This window comes from Anaerococcus sp. NML200537 (genome assembly GCF_026131715.1).
Taxonomy (GTDB): domain Bacteria; phylum Bacillota; class Clostridia; order Tissierellales; family Peptoniphilaceae; genus Anaerococcus; species Anaerococcus kampingae.
The window spans coordinates 1-15,087 of sequence record NZ_JAMXSL010000047.1 but is presented as its reverse complement, the minus strand read 5'-3'; the positions used below and the strand labels follow the sequence as shown (position 1 = coordinate 15,087).

The window sequence follows — 15,087 nt, the reverse complement described above, 5'->3', positions numbered from 1 at the left end:
AATATATTAGATGGTACAATGAGGATAGGATTAAAACAAAATTAAACGGAATGTCCCCTGTTATGTACAGATTACATTCCGCTTAAAATATTATTAAATTATTCCGTGTTTACGGGTTCAGGTCACTTGACCTGGTATTTTAGTATGTTTTAATATTATTTAGTTTTTTCTAAAGCCTTTAATTATAAAATGTATGGTAAGGGCAAGATAAGCTGTATAAAGGAAATAAGTAAGTCCTAAGGGCCATGGAAAGGACCCTTCTGGATGTCTTAGGGCATAGGATATAAAGACAGCTGCAATAACAAGCATGAAGATGCCTATAAATAAATATTTTCTAGGGTTTTTCATATATTATCCTTGCTAAAATTTATTATATATTCATAGATTTCATTTTTTGAAAAAGAAGATTCTTTCTTTATTATTTTTACGATTTCTTTGGTAGACTTACCCTCTTCAATCATTTGTCTTATTTCTTCATCAAAGTTTGAAATATCCTCAAATTCTTCTTCCTTTTTGCCTTCCAAAATTAGGACAAATTCACCCTTAAAGGTGATCTCTTCTGGATCTATGTCTTTGATTGTGTAGGTTTTGTATTCTTCAAACTTTTTTGTTAATTCCCTAGCTATGGTAAGTTTTCTTACTGGAAATATTTCCTTGAAGTCTTCTATAGTTTTTGGGAGATTGTGAACTGAATCAAATATTATTGATGTCTTATCTTCATTTTTTAATTTTTCGTAAAATTCTTTTTTCTCCTTAGTTTTCTTGCCAATAAAGCCATAAAAGGAAAAGGCTGACATATCTTGACCAGACCCTATGAGGGCTGTTAGGATTGAGCTTGGTCCAGGTAGAATTGTGTAAGAAATATTATTTTCTATGCACTTTTTAATTAAGATTTCACCTGGATCTGACATACCAGGCATGCCCTGGTCGCTTATTACTCCTATTGTCATACCCTCACTTGCTTTTTTTATTAATTCTTCGCCCTTGGCTTGTTCGTTAAATTTGTGGTAAGAAGTTAGGGGCTTATCTATTTCGTAGAAATTTAAGAGTTTTTTAGACTCCCTGGTATCTTCGCAGGCTATTAGGTCCACTTCTTTTAGAGTTTTTATTGCCCTTAGGGTCATATCTTCGAGGTTGCCGATTGGTGTTGGCACAAAGTATATTTGATAATCCATTAGTTCTCCTTGTAGGTTCCGTTTATTTTTTTAACTTGGTCGGTATATGATCCGTCCTTATAAATTATAATTGGGTCTTCGATTTTAAGGCCATCTTTAGCATTTTTTACAAATTCTATGAGGATAAATTGGGGTTTGGAATCAAAGGTAGATGATACAAAACGGATTCTTTTTGCCTTAAGATTGCCTGATTTTTGAAAGATTTCAACCATTCTTTCCGGCTTGTGGACCATAAAAAGTTTGCCCTTATCCTTTAAGGTCTTGTTAGAAAATGTAAATATATCATCCAGATTAAGATAGATTTCTTGTCTTGAGATAAGAAATTCCCCCTCCTTATTGCCTATATTGTGGCCTTTCTTATAATAGGGTGGGTTTGTAATGATATAATCTAGAGAGTTTTCCTTAAAATCTATTTTATTTAGGTCATTAGCGATAATTTCGATATTGTCTATGCTATTTAGGTCTAAGTTTTCCTTTAAAATTTCTACCTTTTGCTTTTGAATTTCTACAGCGTAGACCTTATCAAGCTTGTAAAGGTCATTTGCCATCATGGCGAGGATGCCATTTCCTGATCCTATATCTAAAAGGCTCGTTCCTTTTTTCATCTTTGCAAAATCCCCTAAGAGGATTGAATCAATCCCAAAGGAATAGGACCCATCTACATGAATCATTTTTATTTTTGTTCGTGGTATATAATCTAGTTTTCTCATAAGTCTATTATATCAGATTATGATAAAATATAAATTTAAAATAATATTTGACATTAGGAAAACCTTATATTATAATATAGATGTAATTAGAAATAATCTTCAGGGCGGGGCGTAATTCCCCACCGGCAGTTATAGTCTGCGAGCGATAGCCGAATCGGTGAAATTCCGATACCGACAGTTAGAGTCTGGATGAGAGAAGTTTATATTTTTTTCCTATATTTGTGAAAAATTTTTCTTTTAATTTTAGTCCCTGAAAGGGGACTTTTTTCATTCCCCAAAAGGAGGAAATTTGAATTACGAAGATTTGATGAAAGAGTGCTTCAAACTAGCTAAAAAGGGAGCGGGAAGGGTTCTTACCAATCCCATGGTGGGGGCACTTGTATATAAGGATGGAGAAGTTATAGGCAGGGGCTATCACAAGTCTTTTTATGATGACCATGCTGAAATTGATTGCTTTAAGAATCTAAAGGAGGATCCGAAGGGTGCTACACTTTTTGTAAACTTAGAGCCATGTTCACATTTTGGCAAACATCCACCTTGTGTTGATGAAGTCATAAGAAAGGGCATAGCTAAGGTTGTTATAGCAAACCTTGATACTAATCCAAAAGTCGATGGGATTAAAAAGCTCAAAGAAGCAGGTATTGAGGTTGTTACAGGAGTTTTAGAAGATGAAGGTAAGAAGCTAAATGAGAAGTTCTTCTTTAATATGAAATATAAAAGACCTCTTGTAAGTCTAAAATATGCCATGAGCCTTGACGGGAAAATAGCTACAGAAACTTATGATTCTAAACGGATAAGCGGCGAGAAATCAAGGACCTATGTCCATAAACTTAGGAATGACTATGATGCTATTATTATAGGTAAAAATACCCTCCTAAAGGATAAGGCAAGGCTTAATTGTAGGCTTAAAGATGGGGTGGATCCTATTAGGGTAATAGTTGCTTCTGACTTAGCTTTCGATCCTGACCTTGATATTTTTAACCTAGAATCAGATAAGAAAACTTATATAGGAACCATAGGAGATAAGGAAACTAACCTAAATGCTGATCTTATTTACTGCAAGGAAAAGGACGGTCAGGTTGATTTAAAGGACTTGGTTGGAAAATTATATGAAATGAATGTTTCATCAATCTTAGTTGAAGGAGGATCTATACTTAATTCTTCCTTTTTGGAAGAAGACTTAGTTGATAAAGTATATGAATTTATAGCCCCAATCGTGGTTGCTGGTGAAAATTCTAGATCAGCCTTTATGGGCGAAGGAGCCAAGACTATAAAAGATGCTAAGAAATTTAGAATTGACCATATAGAAAGATTTGATGAAGACATTATGCTAGAGGTGAGAAATGTTTACAGGGATTTCAGTTGAATTAGGAAAGGTAAGCCAGTTTTCCAATAGGTCTGACCATGTAGAGATTAAGATCACTTGCAAGGAAGTCTTAGAAGATTTAAAACTTGGAGACTCTATTATGACTGATGGAGTTTGCTTAACTGTTAAGGAATTTGGTCCTGATTATTACAAGGCAGATCTAATGCAGGAAAGCCTAGATAAGACAAAATTTACTCCTTCAATGCTTGGAAAATATGTCAACCTAGAAAGGGCCCTTCGCTTTGCTGATAGGCTTGATGGTCACATTGTCCAAGGTCACATAGATGGAGTTGGAAAACTTATTTCAATTAATAAAAATGTCTATAGGTTTAAAACAAAAAGAGAAATTTGTAAGTATATAGTTAACAAGGGGTCGGTAGCCATAGATGGCATATCCTTAACTGTATCAAAAGAATCAGCAGATACTTTTGAAGTTTCACTCATTCCTGAAACTATTGCAAATACGAATTTTAAATATAAAAAAATAGGCGATTTGGTAAATATAGAAACAGATATAATCGGAAGATTTGTAGAAAAATTATACAAAAATGAAAATAAGGAGGACTTAAGCTCACTTTTGGGGCTAAATTGATATGGACAGTGTAAAAGAAGTAATAGAAGCATTAAAGAGAAATGAAATCGTAATAGTAACTGATGATGAATCAAGAGAAAATGAGGGAGACTTCATCTGCCCTGGCGAAAATGTGACAGGACAGATGGTAAATATCATGGCAAGCTACGGAAAGGGCCTGATTTGCACACCAATATCAAAGGCAGTGGCAGAAAGCTTAAACCTCCATCCAATGGTTGAAAATAATACAGATAATCATGAGACAGCCTTTACAGTTTCTATCGACCATGTCGATACAACTACTGGAATATCAGCCTTTGAGAGGGCTAAAACAATCAGAGAGCTTGTAAATCCAAAGTCAAAAGCAGAGGACTTTAGAAGACCAGGCCACGTCTTTCCTTTAATAGCCAAGGAAGGAGGAGTCTTGGTAAGGGATGGCCACACAGAGGCAACAGTTGACCTTATGAGGCTAGCATGCCTTAAAGAAGTAGGCCTTTGCTGTGAAATTATGGCAGAAGATGGCCATATGATGAGGGGGGATGACCTTAAGAAATTAGCTAAAGAACTTGGTATGAAGATGACAACTGTAGAAAAAATCCAAGAATATAGGAGATCTCTTGAGGAGCTAGGACTTAAAAAAACAAATCCAGTGAAACTACCAAGTGATTATGGAAACTTTGTTGCCTATGGTTTCCTCGATGAAAAAACAGGCAAAGAGCACATAGCCATAACTAAGGGTGATATCAAGGCTAAAAATGTCTTAACCAGGATTCACTCAGAATGTTTGACAGGTGATGTGCTAGGGTCAAAAAGGTGTGATTGCGGTAGCCAACTCCACAAGGCTCTCAAGAAAATCGAAGAGAAAGGCCAGGGCGTCCTTCTCTACCTCCGTCAAGAAGGTAGGGGTATAGGCTTATTTAACAAGCTTAAGGCCTACGAACTCCAGGAACAAGGCTATGACACTGTCGATGCCAACATAAAGCTCGGATTTCCAGAGGATATGAGGGACTACAAAATAGCAGCAGAAATGCTTAGAAAGCTAGGAGTAGAGTCAATTAGCCTTATGACAAATAATCCTGATAAGATAAATCAAATAGAAAAATATGGGATTAGGGTAGAAAAACGAGAACCTTTAGAAATAAGGTCAAACAATATTGATAGAAATTACCTAAAAATAAAAGCTATAAGAATGGGACATGAATTAAAAGAATTTAAGGAGATGAAAAATGCGTGAATATAGTGCTAATTTAGTTTCAAATAATAAAAAATATGCCATAGTAGTTGCAAGATTTAATAATTTTATAACAGATAGGTTGCTTGAAGGTTGCCTTGATGCCTTGAAAAGACATGAGGTGAAAGATGATGAAATATTTATAGTAAGGGTGCCTGGTGCCTTTGAAATACCTCTTGCTGCTAAGAAACTTGCAAAAAAAGATAATATAGATGCTGTAATTTGCTTGGGAGCTGTAATTAGAGGAGATACACCACACTTTGATTATGTTTGTGCAGAAGTATCTAAGGGAGTGGCAGCTGTTGGCCTTGATAGTGAAAAACCAGTGATATTTGGAGTTGTAACAACAGATAATGTAGACCAAGCAGTCCAAAGGGCAGGAGTTAAGTCAGGCAATAAAGGGGCTGAAGCTGCTATTTCTGCTATAGAAATGGCAAATCTTGTTGACCTTATATGATCTTAGTATTTGACTTTGACGGGACAATTCATAAGACAGAAATAGCCTACAAAAAAGCTATCGAAGAAAGCCTCAGCGATTTAAAATTATCAATAGATGATTTTGACTTCAAATCCTTTATTGGGATGGGGCCAAAGGAAGTTTGGGATATAATTTTAAACGATGATTCTGACAAAACGCCCTATATAAAGAAAAATGGAGATAGGATTATTAAATATATGACAGAAGAAGGCCAGCTTTATGAAGGGGCTCATGAGACTCTTTCCTATTTAAAAGAAAAATATGACCTATATATTTTATCAAAATGTAGGAGGGTCTATATGGATGCTGCCAGGGAAAAATTTGGTTTAGATAAGTATTTTTCAAAATATTTTATAGGGGAAGACTACGATTATTTGGATAAATATAAGATTCTTAGAAAAGAACTGAACGATTCTTATATAATGATAGGAGACCGCAGGGAAGATATGGAAGCAGGCCTTAATAACAAGCAAAAAACAATTTTTGCGACTTACGGCTATGGAAAGACTGTCGAGGCTTGTGGAGCGGATATAAAAATCTCTTCAATATTAGAGTTAAGGGATATTTTATAAAGTATTAAATTAAAAAGCTAGACTTAAGGAATGGCAAGTACATTCAACAAGGCTAGCTTTTTTATAATTTAATTTGGTATTAGGCAGTATGGATTGACTTAGGTTCTAGGTATTCCATGAGTCCGAATTTTCCGCCTTCTCTGCCTATTCCTGATTGCTTGCGACCACCAAAAGGTAATTCTGGACTTCCACCGTTAGAATTTAGGTAGACATCACCTGCTTTTAATTCATAGGCAATTTCAAGAGCTTCTTCTTCATTGCCAAAGACAGCGGAAGATAGTCCGAAGTCTACAGCATTTGCTACTTCTATAGCTTCTTTTTTATCTTTTACCTTGATTACTGAAACAACTGGTCCGAAAATTTCCTTATCATGGATGGCCATACCTGGCTTAACATCGGTAAAGATAACAGGTTTTACATAATAACCAACTTGGCTTTCTTTTGGGACTTCTCCTTTAAGAAGGGTAGCGCCTTCCTTGATTCCTTCTTCTATAAAGCCTTTTACTCTGTTAAATTGTTTTTTACCAGCTAGACTTCCTACGACAGTTTTTTCATCATCAGGATCTCCTACTGGATAATTATCATATTGGGCTATGAATTCTTTTATTACATCATCATATATATCTTCAGTTATAATTGCTCTTGATAGGCAGGAGCAAGTTTGACCTACATTTAGGTAGACTCTGTTTAAGACTTGCTTTACACCCATCTTAATGTCTGCTCCCTTGATAAAGATAGCTGGAGATTTGCCACCAAGCTCTAGGACTACTTTTTTGGATGTTTCCATGGCGTGTTTGGCTGAAGAAGAACCACCAGCTAGACTTCCTGTATAGGAGACCATGGCTACTTTTGGATGTGAGTTTAAAACATCGCCTACTTCTGCCCCTGAGCCGGTTATTAGGTTAAATACGCCCTTAGGAAGGCCAATCTCATCAAAAGCCTTAGCTACAAAATAAGCTGTAAGTGGTGTATCTGAAGCCGGCTTTTGGACAACTGTACAACCCATAAGTAGGGCTGGTATAACTTTCATTATGATTTGCCCTAGAGGATAATTCCAGGGTGTAAGGCTAGCTACAACTCCAATTGGCTCCATCCTTACATAGCCACCATCCATATCAATTTTGTATTCGATTTTCCTAGCTTGATCGATAAAGACATCTATTCTTCTCATTTGCTTATCAAATTGACCTGGTTTTGCAATTCTTATAGGTACACCTAGCTCATCTTTAATAGTTTCCATTATTTCATCTTGGTGATCTATCATCCAATTTTTAAATTTCTCTATATAAGCAATTCTTTCCTCAAGACTAGTTTTAGAAAAAGTTTTAAAAGCCTCATAAGCAGACTCAACTGCAAGATTAATTTCATTGCTACTTGCCTTTGGGACTTTGGAAATGATTTCGTTAGTTGCTGGATTTTCAACTTCTATCCATTCATTTCTCTCGCTATCAACATATTTTCCGTCTATATATAGTTTTTCATTGTTAAGTTTTTCAAAATTCATACTTTACTCCTTCCTGATTTTTCTACCCAATTTTTTGTAAATTTATCAATAGGGTATAATATAAAAAGTAAAGAAGTTAAATTTTAAGGAGATATAAATGAAATATTTTGGTACAGATGGTTTTAGAGGAGAGGCTAATGAAGGGCTTAATGTTTATCATGCCTTTAAAATCGGAAGATTTATAGGAGATTATTTTTCAAAAAAGAAAAATGGTAATGGTAAAATTCTTATAGGCAAGGATACCAGAAGGTCTTCATATATGTTTGAAGATGCCCTATCAGCTGGTATTACTTCATCAGGATCAAATGCTTATCTTCTCCATGTTACTACAACTCCTTCAGTTTCATATATAACTAGAGTAGAAGATTTTGACTGTGGAATTATGATTACAGCAAGTCATAACCCTTACCATGACAATGGTATAAAGCTTATAAACAAAAATGGTGAGAAAATGGAGGATGACTTCCTAGAAAGTCTTGAAGAATATATAGATGCAGACATAAAATCTATTGAACTTGCTAAGGGTGAAGATATAGGAAGGACTGTTGATTATATAGGCGGTAGGAATAGATATATAGCATATTTAATTCAAACTGTAACTAAATCTTTTGAGGGAATGAGAGTGGGTCTTGATCCAGCAAATGGAGCAGCCTTTACAATTGCAAAACCAGTATATGATGCGCTTGGAGCTGATACCTTTGTAATAAATGATGAACCTAATGGTTTTAATATAAATAACAATGCTGGATCAACTCATATAGACGTCTTAAGAGATTTTGTAGTTAAAAATAAACTTGATATTGGCTTTGCTTATGATGGAGATGCTGACAGGTGTATAGCTGTTGATAATGAAGGAAATATAGTCGATGGGGATGCTATACTTTATATACTTGCAAACTACATGAAAAAAGAGGGCGGTCTAGATTCTAATAAGGTAGTTACAACTGTAATGTCAAATATTGGCCTTTATAAAGCCTTTGATAATTTAGGAATTGGATATGAAAAAACTGATGTAGGTGATAAATTCGTCCACCAAAGAATGTATGAAAAGGACATAGAACTAGGTGGAGAGCAATCAGGACATATAATATTAAAGAAATTTGCTAATACAGGTGACGGAATCTTAACATCTCTTAAAATTATGGAAGCTGTTATAGAATCAAAATCTGATCTTAAATCTTTATTAAGAGATTTAAAAATCTACCCACAAGTCTTAATAAATGTAAGGGTTAAGGATAAGGATACAGTTTTAGATAATGAAGGAGTGGCTTCTGTTATTGAAAAAATCACTGCTGACCTTGCTGATTCAGGTAGGGTATTAGTTCGTAAATCTGGAACAGAGCCACTTGTTAGGGTAATGGTTGAGGCAGAAACAGAAGAAGGTGCCCACGAAGCTGCAGAAGAAATTGTAAAAGCTATCAAAGATTATGGATTAAGCCTTGATTAAAGATTTTAAGTCTGGACGAGAAATAGATATTAAAGAGAAGATGTTAATAATAAAAGATAGGGTTTACGCCAAAGAATCCTATATAGCCTTTGATACATCAAATCTTAAGGGCTATCCACCAGTAATGTACTATGACAGGGAAGATGAGTACCTAGGAAGGGTTTATGAAGATGGTCTTTATGAGCTTGATGATATAGAAGATATACTCATTTCTTATTCGGATTATTGCTTTTCAAATCATGATTTAGATGATTTAAGAAAAGTTCTTATCAAAAAGAGAGAAATTTTTTTAAAAAATCTGCTAAAAATCGACTAAAAGTATTGACAAAGGTAGACTTAGATGGTAATATAATTCATTGTATGGAAGTATCCGTATAAGTAAATAGGAGGTGTTTTATGAGAACTAAAGTTAAATTAGAATGCACAGAATGCAAAAACAGAAACTATGATACAACTAAAAACAAAACTACTCATAGTGAAAGAATTGAGCTTAAAAAATATTGTCCATTCTGCAAAAAGCACACAGTTCATAAAGAAACAAAGTAGGAGTAACAATGGCTAAGAAAAAAGATTCTTTCTTTAGTGGAGTCATTAAAGAATATAAAAAGATTCAATGGCCTACATTAAAGACTACAATTGAGTATTCTTTAATAGTAATAGCTATTAGTGCTGTAACAGCAGTATCTATTTGGGTCCTTGATAAGGTCTTCCATTTCCTACTTTCAATTATAATGTAGGTGAATGATGACTGATTCTTTAAATTTTGACGAGAATATAAAGGAAGAAGAAAACAAGACAGAACTTACAGAAGCAGAGAAAAATGCTAAATGGTATGTAGTTCACACCTATACTGGATATGAAAATAGAGTCTCTGATAAGATTCAGATGATGATAGATAATGAACAAAATCCAGATATTATAGATGTAACTGTACCAACTGAAGAATATGTCGAAGTAAAAAATAACGACAAAAAAGTCAAAACTAGAAAGCTATTTCCAGGCTATGTAATGGTCAAGATGAACATAACCAATAAGTCTTGGTATATAATAAGAAATACCCAAGGGGTAACAGGTTTTGTTGGACCAGATGGTGATCCAGTAGCTCTTACACCAGCTGAAGTAAGAAAGTTTGGTGTAAAAGAGAAAGAACCAGTTCTTAATATTAATGTAAATGTAGGTGATAGTGTAAATATTATTGCCGGACCATTTAAGGATTTCGTAGCAAAAATCGATGAAATCGACAAGCAAAAGGGTACTATCAAGGCATACGTAGATATGTTTGGCCGTGATACATTAATAGACTTAGAATATAGCGATATAGAGGAAATTTAGTACTGTCTAAATAAGTGGGAGGGGGAACCCGAATCACCACAAGGAGGTAAAAATGGCAGAAAAAGATATACAAGCGATAGTAAAATTACAAGTACCAGCAGGAGCAGCTTCTCCTGCACCACCAGTAGGTACCGCACTAGGACCTCACGGAATTAACATCATGGAGTTCGTACAAGCATTTAATGCTAAGACAGCTGACCAAGCAGGAATGATAATACCGGTAGAAATGACTATTTATACGGATAGAACATTTAAATTTATAACAAAAACACCACCAGCACCAGTATTAATCAAGAAAGCAATAAATCTTGCTAAGGGTTCTGGAGAACCAAACAAAAAGAAAGTTGGATCAATCAAGAGAAGCCAACTTGAAGAAATTGCTAAAACAAAGATGGAAGATCTTAACGCTGCAAGCTTAGAAGCTGCAGTAAGTATGATAGCAGGAACAGCAAGAAGTATGGGAGTCACTGTAGAAGATTAGTGGGAGAGATTAACTCGTTTACCACAGGAGGAATTAAATGGCTAAAAGAGGAAAAAAATACTTAGAATCAAAGGCATCTTATGATTCTACAAAAGAATACGAACTAAATGAAGCGATAGAAATAGTAGAAAAAACAGCAAAGGCAAACTTTGACGAAACAGTAGAATTACACTTCAAGCTCGGTGTTGACAGCCGTCACGCTGACCAACAAGTAAGAGGAACTGTAATCCTACCACACGGTACAGGTAAGGTTCAAAGAGTACTTGCATTTGTAAAAGATGATAGAATAGATGAAGCTCTATCAGCTGGAGCAGATTTTGCAGGTAATGAAGAATATGCTGAAAAAATCCAAAAAGATGGTTGGTTAGATTTTGATGTAGTAATAGCTACACCAGATATGATGGCAACAGTAGGTAGACTAGGTAGAGTACTAGGACCTCAAGGCTTAATGCCAAACCCAAAAACAGGTACAGTAACAAATGATGTAGCACAAGCTATCGCTGACATCAAAGCAGGTAAGGTAGAATACAGAACAGACAAAGCTAACCTTATCCACGTACCAACAGGAAAAGTATCATTTGGTGCTGAAAAACTTACTGAAAATATCAGAGCTTTAATTACAGAAGTAGTAAAAGCTAGACCAGCAGCAGCAAAGGGTAAATATATCAGATCAATCACCGTATCATCAACAATGGGTCCTGGTGTTAAACTAAACCCAGCTAAAGCTGCAGAATTAGCAGAAAAATAATTTGCATTTTTAGAAATTGGTGATATAATATAAAAGTCAAATAAACAGGCTACCAAAGACTACGCAGACATAAATGTTTAATAATTGCGTATAGGTGGGAAAATTACACACATCCCCACCGGTATGGGCATCTTTAAGGTGTCTTTATAAGTGGGGTTTTTATATACCTACCATTAGCCTTAGGAGGTGAAAAAGTGAGCGAAAAAGCTATAGCAGCTAAACAGCTAGTAGTTGATGAAATCAAAGGAAAAATCGAAAATGCGAAATCAGTAACATTAGTAGGTTTTGACCGCATGGACGTTAAGGAAATCACAGATCTTCGTAACAAATTCAGAGAAAAAGACACTGAATACAAAGTTTACAAGAATACAATGATGAGATTTGCTTTTGAAGAACTTGGATATACAGAATTAATCGAAGACCTAAAGGGATCAAACGCACTAATCTTCTCAAACACAGAATTAGTTGACGGACCAAAGATAGCAGTTGACTACAGAAAAGAAAACGACGAAAACGCAGACAAGTTAACACTTAAATCAGGTATAGTTGAAGGAAACTACCAAAATAGTGAACAAATGATGGCAATAGCTACATTACCAGGAACAGAAGTACTTCACTCAATGCTTGCAAATGTATTACAAGCACCTATTAGAACTCTTGCTGGAGATCTTAATAACACTATATCTAAACTTGCTATCGCCCTTAATGAAGTGGCAAGCAAAAAAGAAAACGAAGCAGCATAATAACAATATAATTTAAGGAGAATATAAAAATGGCATCAGAAAAAGTAACAAACCTATTAGAAGAAATCAAAAATCTTACAGTTCTTGAACTTTCAGAACTAGTTAAAGCAATCGAAGAAGAATTTGACGTATCTGCACAAGCAGCAGTAGCAGTAGCAGCTCCAGCAGCAGGCGGAGCAGCTGGTGAAGCAGCAGCAGAAAAATCAGAATTTGACGTAGTTCTTAAATCAGCTGGACAATCAAAAATCAACGTAATTAAAGTTGTTAAAGATGTAGCTGGTCTTGGACTAAAAGAAGCTAAAGCACTTGTAGACGGTGCTCCAGGAAACGTACTTGAAGGCGTAGCTAAAGATAAGGCTGAAGAAGTTAAAGCAGCTCTAGAAGAAGCAGGCGCTGAAGTAGAATTAGCTTAATTAAATAATAATTTAAATTTAGTAAAGGCTCCTAGTATTCACTGGGAGCTTTTAAATTTTTATATAATCACTTAATAGTAAGAATACTTATTCATATACTTATAGGTTTTTATTCAAAAAATATAAAAATAAACCTTTTTAAAGACAGAGAATTGATTTAGATAATCATTCCCAATGATTGACAAATAGACATTTTCACGTATATTCTAAGATAGAAAGGTGTGGGAAAATATGCACAAGTATGTAGAGAGTTTAAGAGATGAAGATCCTGATAAAAGGCTAAATAAACTTAAAAAAATTCTTCAAGACAAAAATATAAGGATATCTCACCAGAGATTATTAATTTTGGATTATTTGATAACCCATCCTATTCACCCAACAGCAGAGATGATTTTTAGTGACTTAGTAACTAAGGATCCTGTAATTAGTCAAGCTACAGTTTACAATAGCTTAAATCTTTTCGTAAAAAATAAACTTGTAAAAGAGCTCGACTTTAATATGTCTTCAAAGAGGTATGAATTTAAAAGGCCTAACCATGGACACTTTATTTGTGAATCTTGCGGCAAAATTCAGGATTTGGAAATATCAGACATGAAAAAACCAGATATGTTAAAAGATTATATAATAGATACCACAGAAGTAATCTATAGGGGTGTATGCCCAGAATGTAAGTGAAAATTTAGCGTTTTTTCAAACGCTTTTTTTATTAGTAAGAATGGAGGGAAAATGAAAAAAATATTATTATATTTACCAGGCATAGGCTTGGCTTTACTAATTGCTTTTATTTCGCAATTTTTAGAAAATTTATTGCCAATACACGTAATTGGTGGATCGGTTATAGCATTATTTATAGGAATGTTTTTAAATACAATAATCGATACCGAAAAAGTCCTAAAAGATGGTATAAGATTTACATCAAAAAGACTATTGAAGTTTGCAATCATTTTATTTGGAGCAAGCCTTAACATAAATATGGTTTTATCTGTAGGTAAGCTATCAATATATGTAATGGTATTTACCTTATTAACATGTTTTGGAGCAGGATATTTTATAGGAAAAGCCTTAGGCCTTAATTGGAAGATGAGTAATCTCATATCAGCAGGCACAGGTATCTGTGGAGGATCTGCAATAGCAGCCATAGCACCTGTTATAGAGGCTGAGGATACGGATATTGCCTATGCAATGAGCGCAACATTTTTATTTGATATGCTAATGATAGTAGTCTTTCCTATAATGGGTAAGGCTCTAGGACTTTCGGATATGGCCTACGGGCTTTGGACAGGAACAGCCGTTAATGATACAAGTTCTGTAGTAGCAGCGGGTTTTGCTTATTCAGATGCTGCAGGAGATTTTGCTACAATGGTAAAACTTACCAGAACCTTATCAATAATACCAGTTGTACTGATATTTAGACTTATACATCATAGGTTGGAAGTTAAAAAACTAGGACATGATTATATAGAAAAGAAATTTTCTGTTACTTCAATAATTCCTTATTTTATTTTAGGATTTTTAATAATGGTTGGCCTAAACTCAATGGGGCTTATATCTCAAAATTTATCAAATAATCTAAAAACCATATCAAAATTTTTGATGGTGGCAGCTCTTGCTGCAATAGGATTAAATACTAAGTATAGGGATATGAAAAAGGCAGGCATTAATCCAATGATTCACGGGTTTGTTATTTCCTTATTAGTAGTAATAGTTGCTATAGCAGTAATTTATGCCATGGGTCTAGTATAAATAAAAAAACAGACTTATTTTAAAATCTCCATTTATGTGGGGATTAAAAAAATAAGTCTGTTTTATTGCAAAAAAATGGAGCCACTTCCCGGAATTGAACCGAGGACCTCTTCCTTACCATGGAAGCGCTCTACCTACTGAGCTAAAGTGGCATATATTCTATTATACAAGCTACATAAAAAAATGCAAGTAAAACTTAATAAAATAATTATCTATAAAATAATAGAATTTTTATTATAAATATGGTAAAATAAAGAATAAGAGTACATTAGGAGGAATTAATGAGTAAACAAACATTTGAAAGAAGCAAACCACATATTAATATTGGTACAATCGGCCACGTAGACCACGGTAAAACAACAACAACAGCAGCAATCACCCAAGCCCTAAACAAAAAATACGGTACAGGTGAATACATCGATTATGAACACATCGATAAAGCTCCTGAAGAAAGAGAACGTGGAATCACAATCAACACATCAGTAGTAGAATACGAAACAGAAAAAAGACACTACGCACACATCGACGCTCCAGGCCACGCTGACTACGTTAAAAACATGATCACAGGTGCAG

General features: G+C 34.7%; 22 protein-coding genes, 1 tRNA gene and 1 riboswitch. Of the genes, 18 read left to right on the top strand and 5 right to left on the bottom strand.

The genetic code is table 11. The features are described from left to right. Nucleotides 1-5 precede the first annotated feature (5 nt). Nucleotides 6-86: an IS3 family transposase gene (locus tag NH288_RS11435; RefSeq protein ID WP_414731760.1), complete on the top strand. Its 81-nt coding sequence runs from the start codon at nucleotides 6-8 to the stop codon at nucleotides 84-86. Nucleotides 87-159: 73 nt separating this feature from the next. Here the strand turns inward: NH288_RS11435 and NH288_RS10370 are convergent, their stop codons facing one another. The 3 genes from NH288_RS10370 to NH288_RS10360 are packed head-to-tail and all read right to left on the bottom strand — an operon-like array spanning nucleotide 160 to nucleotide 1,885. Beyond that, on the bottom strand, nucleotides 160-348 hold the full coding sequence (locus NH288_RS10370; protein WP_265215161.1) for a hypothetical protein: 189 nt from the start codon (nucleotides 346-348) through the stop codon (nucleotides 160-162). Continuing rightward, a complete protein-coding gene (gene rsmI / locus NH288_RS10365; RefSeq protein ID WP_265215159.1) occupies nucleotides 345-1,175 on the bottom strand; it encodes a 16S rRNA (cytidine(1402)-2'-O)-methyltransferase in 831 nt (276 codons plus the stop codon). The genes NH288_RS10370 and rsmI overlap by 4 nt, the downstream gene beginning before the upstream one ends. Then, entirely contained in the window at nucleotides 1,175-1,885 is a 711-nt protein-coding gene (locus NH288_RS10360; protein WP_265215157.1) for a tRNA1(Val) (adenine(37)-N6)-methyltransferase, read from the bottom strand. The genes rsmI and NH288_RS10360 overlap by 1 nt, the downstream gene beginning before the upstream one ends. A gap of 91 nt (nucleotides 1,886-1,976) precedes the next feature. After that, nucleotides 1,977-2,090, top strand: a riboswitch (FMN riboswitch). 84 nt (nucleotides 2,091-2,174) lie between these two features. On the opposite strand from NH288_RS10360, the gene ribD reads away from it, so the two are divergent. The 5 genes from ribD to NH288_RS10335 are packed head-to-tail and all read left to right on the top strand — an operon-like array spanning nucleotide 2,175 to nucleotide 6,103. After that, on the top strand, nucleotides 2,175-3,251 hold the full coding sequence (ribD, locus tag NH288_RS10355) for a bifunctional diaminohydroxyphosphoribosylaminopyrimidine deaminase/5-amino-6-(5-phosphoribosylamino)uracil reductase RibD (RefSeq protein WP_265215155.1): 1,077 nt from the start codon (nucleotides 2,175-2,177) through the stop codon (nucleotides 3,249-3,251). Then, nucleotides 3,229-3,843: a riboflavin synthase gene (locus NH288_RS10350; protein ID WP_265215154.1), complete on the top strand. Its 615-nt coding sequence runs from the start codon at nucleotides 3,229-3,231 to the stop codon at nucleotides 3,841-3,843. Before ribD ends, NH288_RS10350 begins: the two co-directional genes overlap by 23 nt. Before the next feature lies 1 nt (nucleotide 3,844). Then, on the top strand, nucleotides 3,845-5,056 hold the full coding sequence (gene ribA / locus NH288_RS10345) for a GTP cyclohydrolase II (protein ID WP_265215153.1): 1,212 nt from the start codon (nucleotides 3,845-3,847) through the stop codon (nucleotides 5,054-5,056). Beyond that, complete coding sequence (gene ribE, locus NH288_RS10340; RefSeq protein ID WP_265215151.1) at nucleotides 5,049-5,510, top strand: 6,7-dimethyl-8-ribityllumazine synthase; 462 nt, start codon at nucleotides 5,049-5,051, stop codon at nucleotides 5,508-5,510. The genes ribA and ribE overlap by 8 nt, the downstream gene beginning before the upstream one ends. After that, nucleotides 5,507-6,103, top strand: a complete 597-nt coding sequence (locus NH288_RS10335) for an HAD family hydrolase (RefSeq protein WP_265215149.1) — start codon at nucleotides 5,507-5,509, stop codon at nucleotides 6,101-6,103. Before ribE ends, NH288_RS10335 begins: the two co-directional genes overlap by 4 nt. A gap of 79 nt (nucleotides 6,104-6,182) precedes the next feature. On the opposite strand, the gene NH288_RS10330 is transcribed toward NH288_RS10335, so the two are convergent. Continuing rightward, complete coding sequence (locus tag NH288_RS10330; RefSeq protein WP_265215147.1) at nucleotides 6,183-7,607, bottom strand: aldehyde dehydrogenase family protein; 1,425 nt, start codon at nucleotides 7,605-7,607, stop codon at nucleotides 6,183-6,185. A gap of 97 nt (nucleotides 7,608-7,704) precedes the next feature. On the opposite strand from NH288_RS10330, the gene glmM reads away from it, so the two are divergent. From glmM to NH288_RS10275, 11 genes are all read left to right on the top strand, one after another. After that, on the top strand, nucleotides 7,705-9,054 hold the full coding sequence (gene glmM / locus NH288_RS10325) for a phosphoglucosamine mutase (RefSeq protein ID WP_265215146.1): 1,350 nt from the start codon (nucleotides 7,705-7,707) through the stop codon (nucleotides 9,052-9,054). After that, the gene (locus tag NH288_RS10320; RefSeq protein WP_311532223.1) at nucleotides 9,047-9,370 is read left to right on the top strand and encodes an aspartate 1-decarboxylase (aspartate alpha-decarboxylase); all 324 of its coding nucleotides are present in this window, start codon (nucleotides 9,047-9,049) and stop codon (nucleotides 9,368-9,370) included. Before glmM ends, NH288_RS10320 begins: the two co-directional genes overlap by 8 nt. 80 nt (nucleotides 9,371-9,450) lie before the next feature. After that, nucleotides 9,451-9,600 (top strand): 50S ribosomal protein L33, encoded by a 150-nt coding sequence (gene rpmG / locus NH288_RS10315; RefSeq protein ID WP_106460592.1) that lies wholly within the window; start codon nucleotides 9,451-9,453, stop codon nucleotides 9,598-9,600. An 8-nt stretch (nucleotides 9,601-9,608) separates the two neighbouring features. Continuing rightward, the gene (secE, locus tag NH288_RS10310) at nucleotides 9,609-9,791 is read left to right on the top strand and encodes a preprotein translocase subunit SecE (RefSeq protein ID WP_106460591.1); all 183 of its coding nucleotides are present in this window, start codon (nucleotides 9,609-9,611) and stop codon (nucleotides 9,789-9,791) included. A 7-nt stretch (nucleotides 9,792-9,798) separates the two neighbouring features. After that, entirely contained in the window at nucleotides 9,799-10,386 is a 588-nt protein-coding gene (gene nusG, locus NH288_RS10305; RefSeq protein WP_106460590.1) for a transcription termination/antitermination protein NusG, read from the top strand. A 52-nt stretch (nucleotides 10,387-10,438) separates the two neighbouring features. After that, entirely contained in the window at nucleotides 10,439-10,867 is a 429-nt protein-coding gene (gene rplK / locus NH288_RS10300; protein WP_106460589.1) for a 50S ribosomal protein L11, read from the top strand. A gap of 37 nt (nucleotides 10,868-10,904) precedes the next feature. Continuing rightward, a complete protein-coding gene (gene rplA / locus NH288_RS10295; RefSeq protein ID WP_106460588.1) occupies nucleotides 10,905-11,615 on the top strand; it encodes a 50S ribosomal protein L1 in 711 nt (236 codons plus the stop codon). Between the two features lie 194 nt (nucleotides 11,616-11,809). Further along, the gene (gene rplJ / locus NH288_RS10290; protein WP_106460587.1) at nucleotides 11,810-12,358 is read left to right on the top strand and encodes a 50S ribosomal protein L10; all 549 of its coding nucleotides are present in this window, start codon (nucleotides 11,810-11,812) and stop codon (nucleotides 12,356-12,358) included. Nucleotides 12,359-12,387: 29 nt separating this feature from the next. Beyond that, a complete protein-coding gene (rplL, locus tag NH288_RS10285) occupies nucleotides 12,388-12,771 on the top strand; it encodes a 50S ribosomal protein L7/L12 (RefSeq protein ID WP_106460586.1) in 384 nt (127 codons plus the stop codon). A gap of 231 nt (nucleotides 12,772-13,002) precedes the next feature. After that, on the top strand, nucleotides 13,003-13,446 hold the full coding sequence (locus tag NH288_RS10280) for a Fur family transcriptional regulator (RefSeq protein WP_106460585.1): 444 nt from the start codon (nucleotides 13,003-13,005) through the stop codon (nucleotides 13,444-13,446). A gap of 51 nt (nucleotides 13,447-13,497) precedes the next feature. Then, on the top strand, nucleotides 13,498-14,514 hold the full coding sequence (locus NH288_RS10275; protein WP_265215139.1) for a YeiH family protein: 1,017 nt from the start codon (nucleotides 13,498-13,500) through the stop codon (nucleotides 14,512-14,514). 76 nt (nucleotides 14,515-14,590) lie between these two features. On the opposite strand, the gene NH288_RS10270 is transcribed toward NH288_RS10275, so the two are convergent. Further along, nucleotides 14,591-14,666, bottom strand: a tRNA-Thr gene (locus NH288_RS10270). Nucleotides 14,667-14,795: 129 nt separating this feature from the next. Here NH288_RS10270 and NH288_RS10265 point away from each other — a divergent pair. Continuing rightward, nucleotides 14,796-15,087, top strand: a 292-nt coding sequence (locus NH288_RS10265; RefSeq protein ID WP_265212581.1) for a GTP-binding protein, incomplete at its 3' end; no start/stop codon positions are given.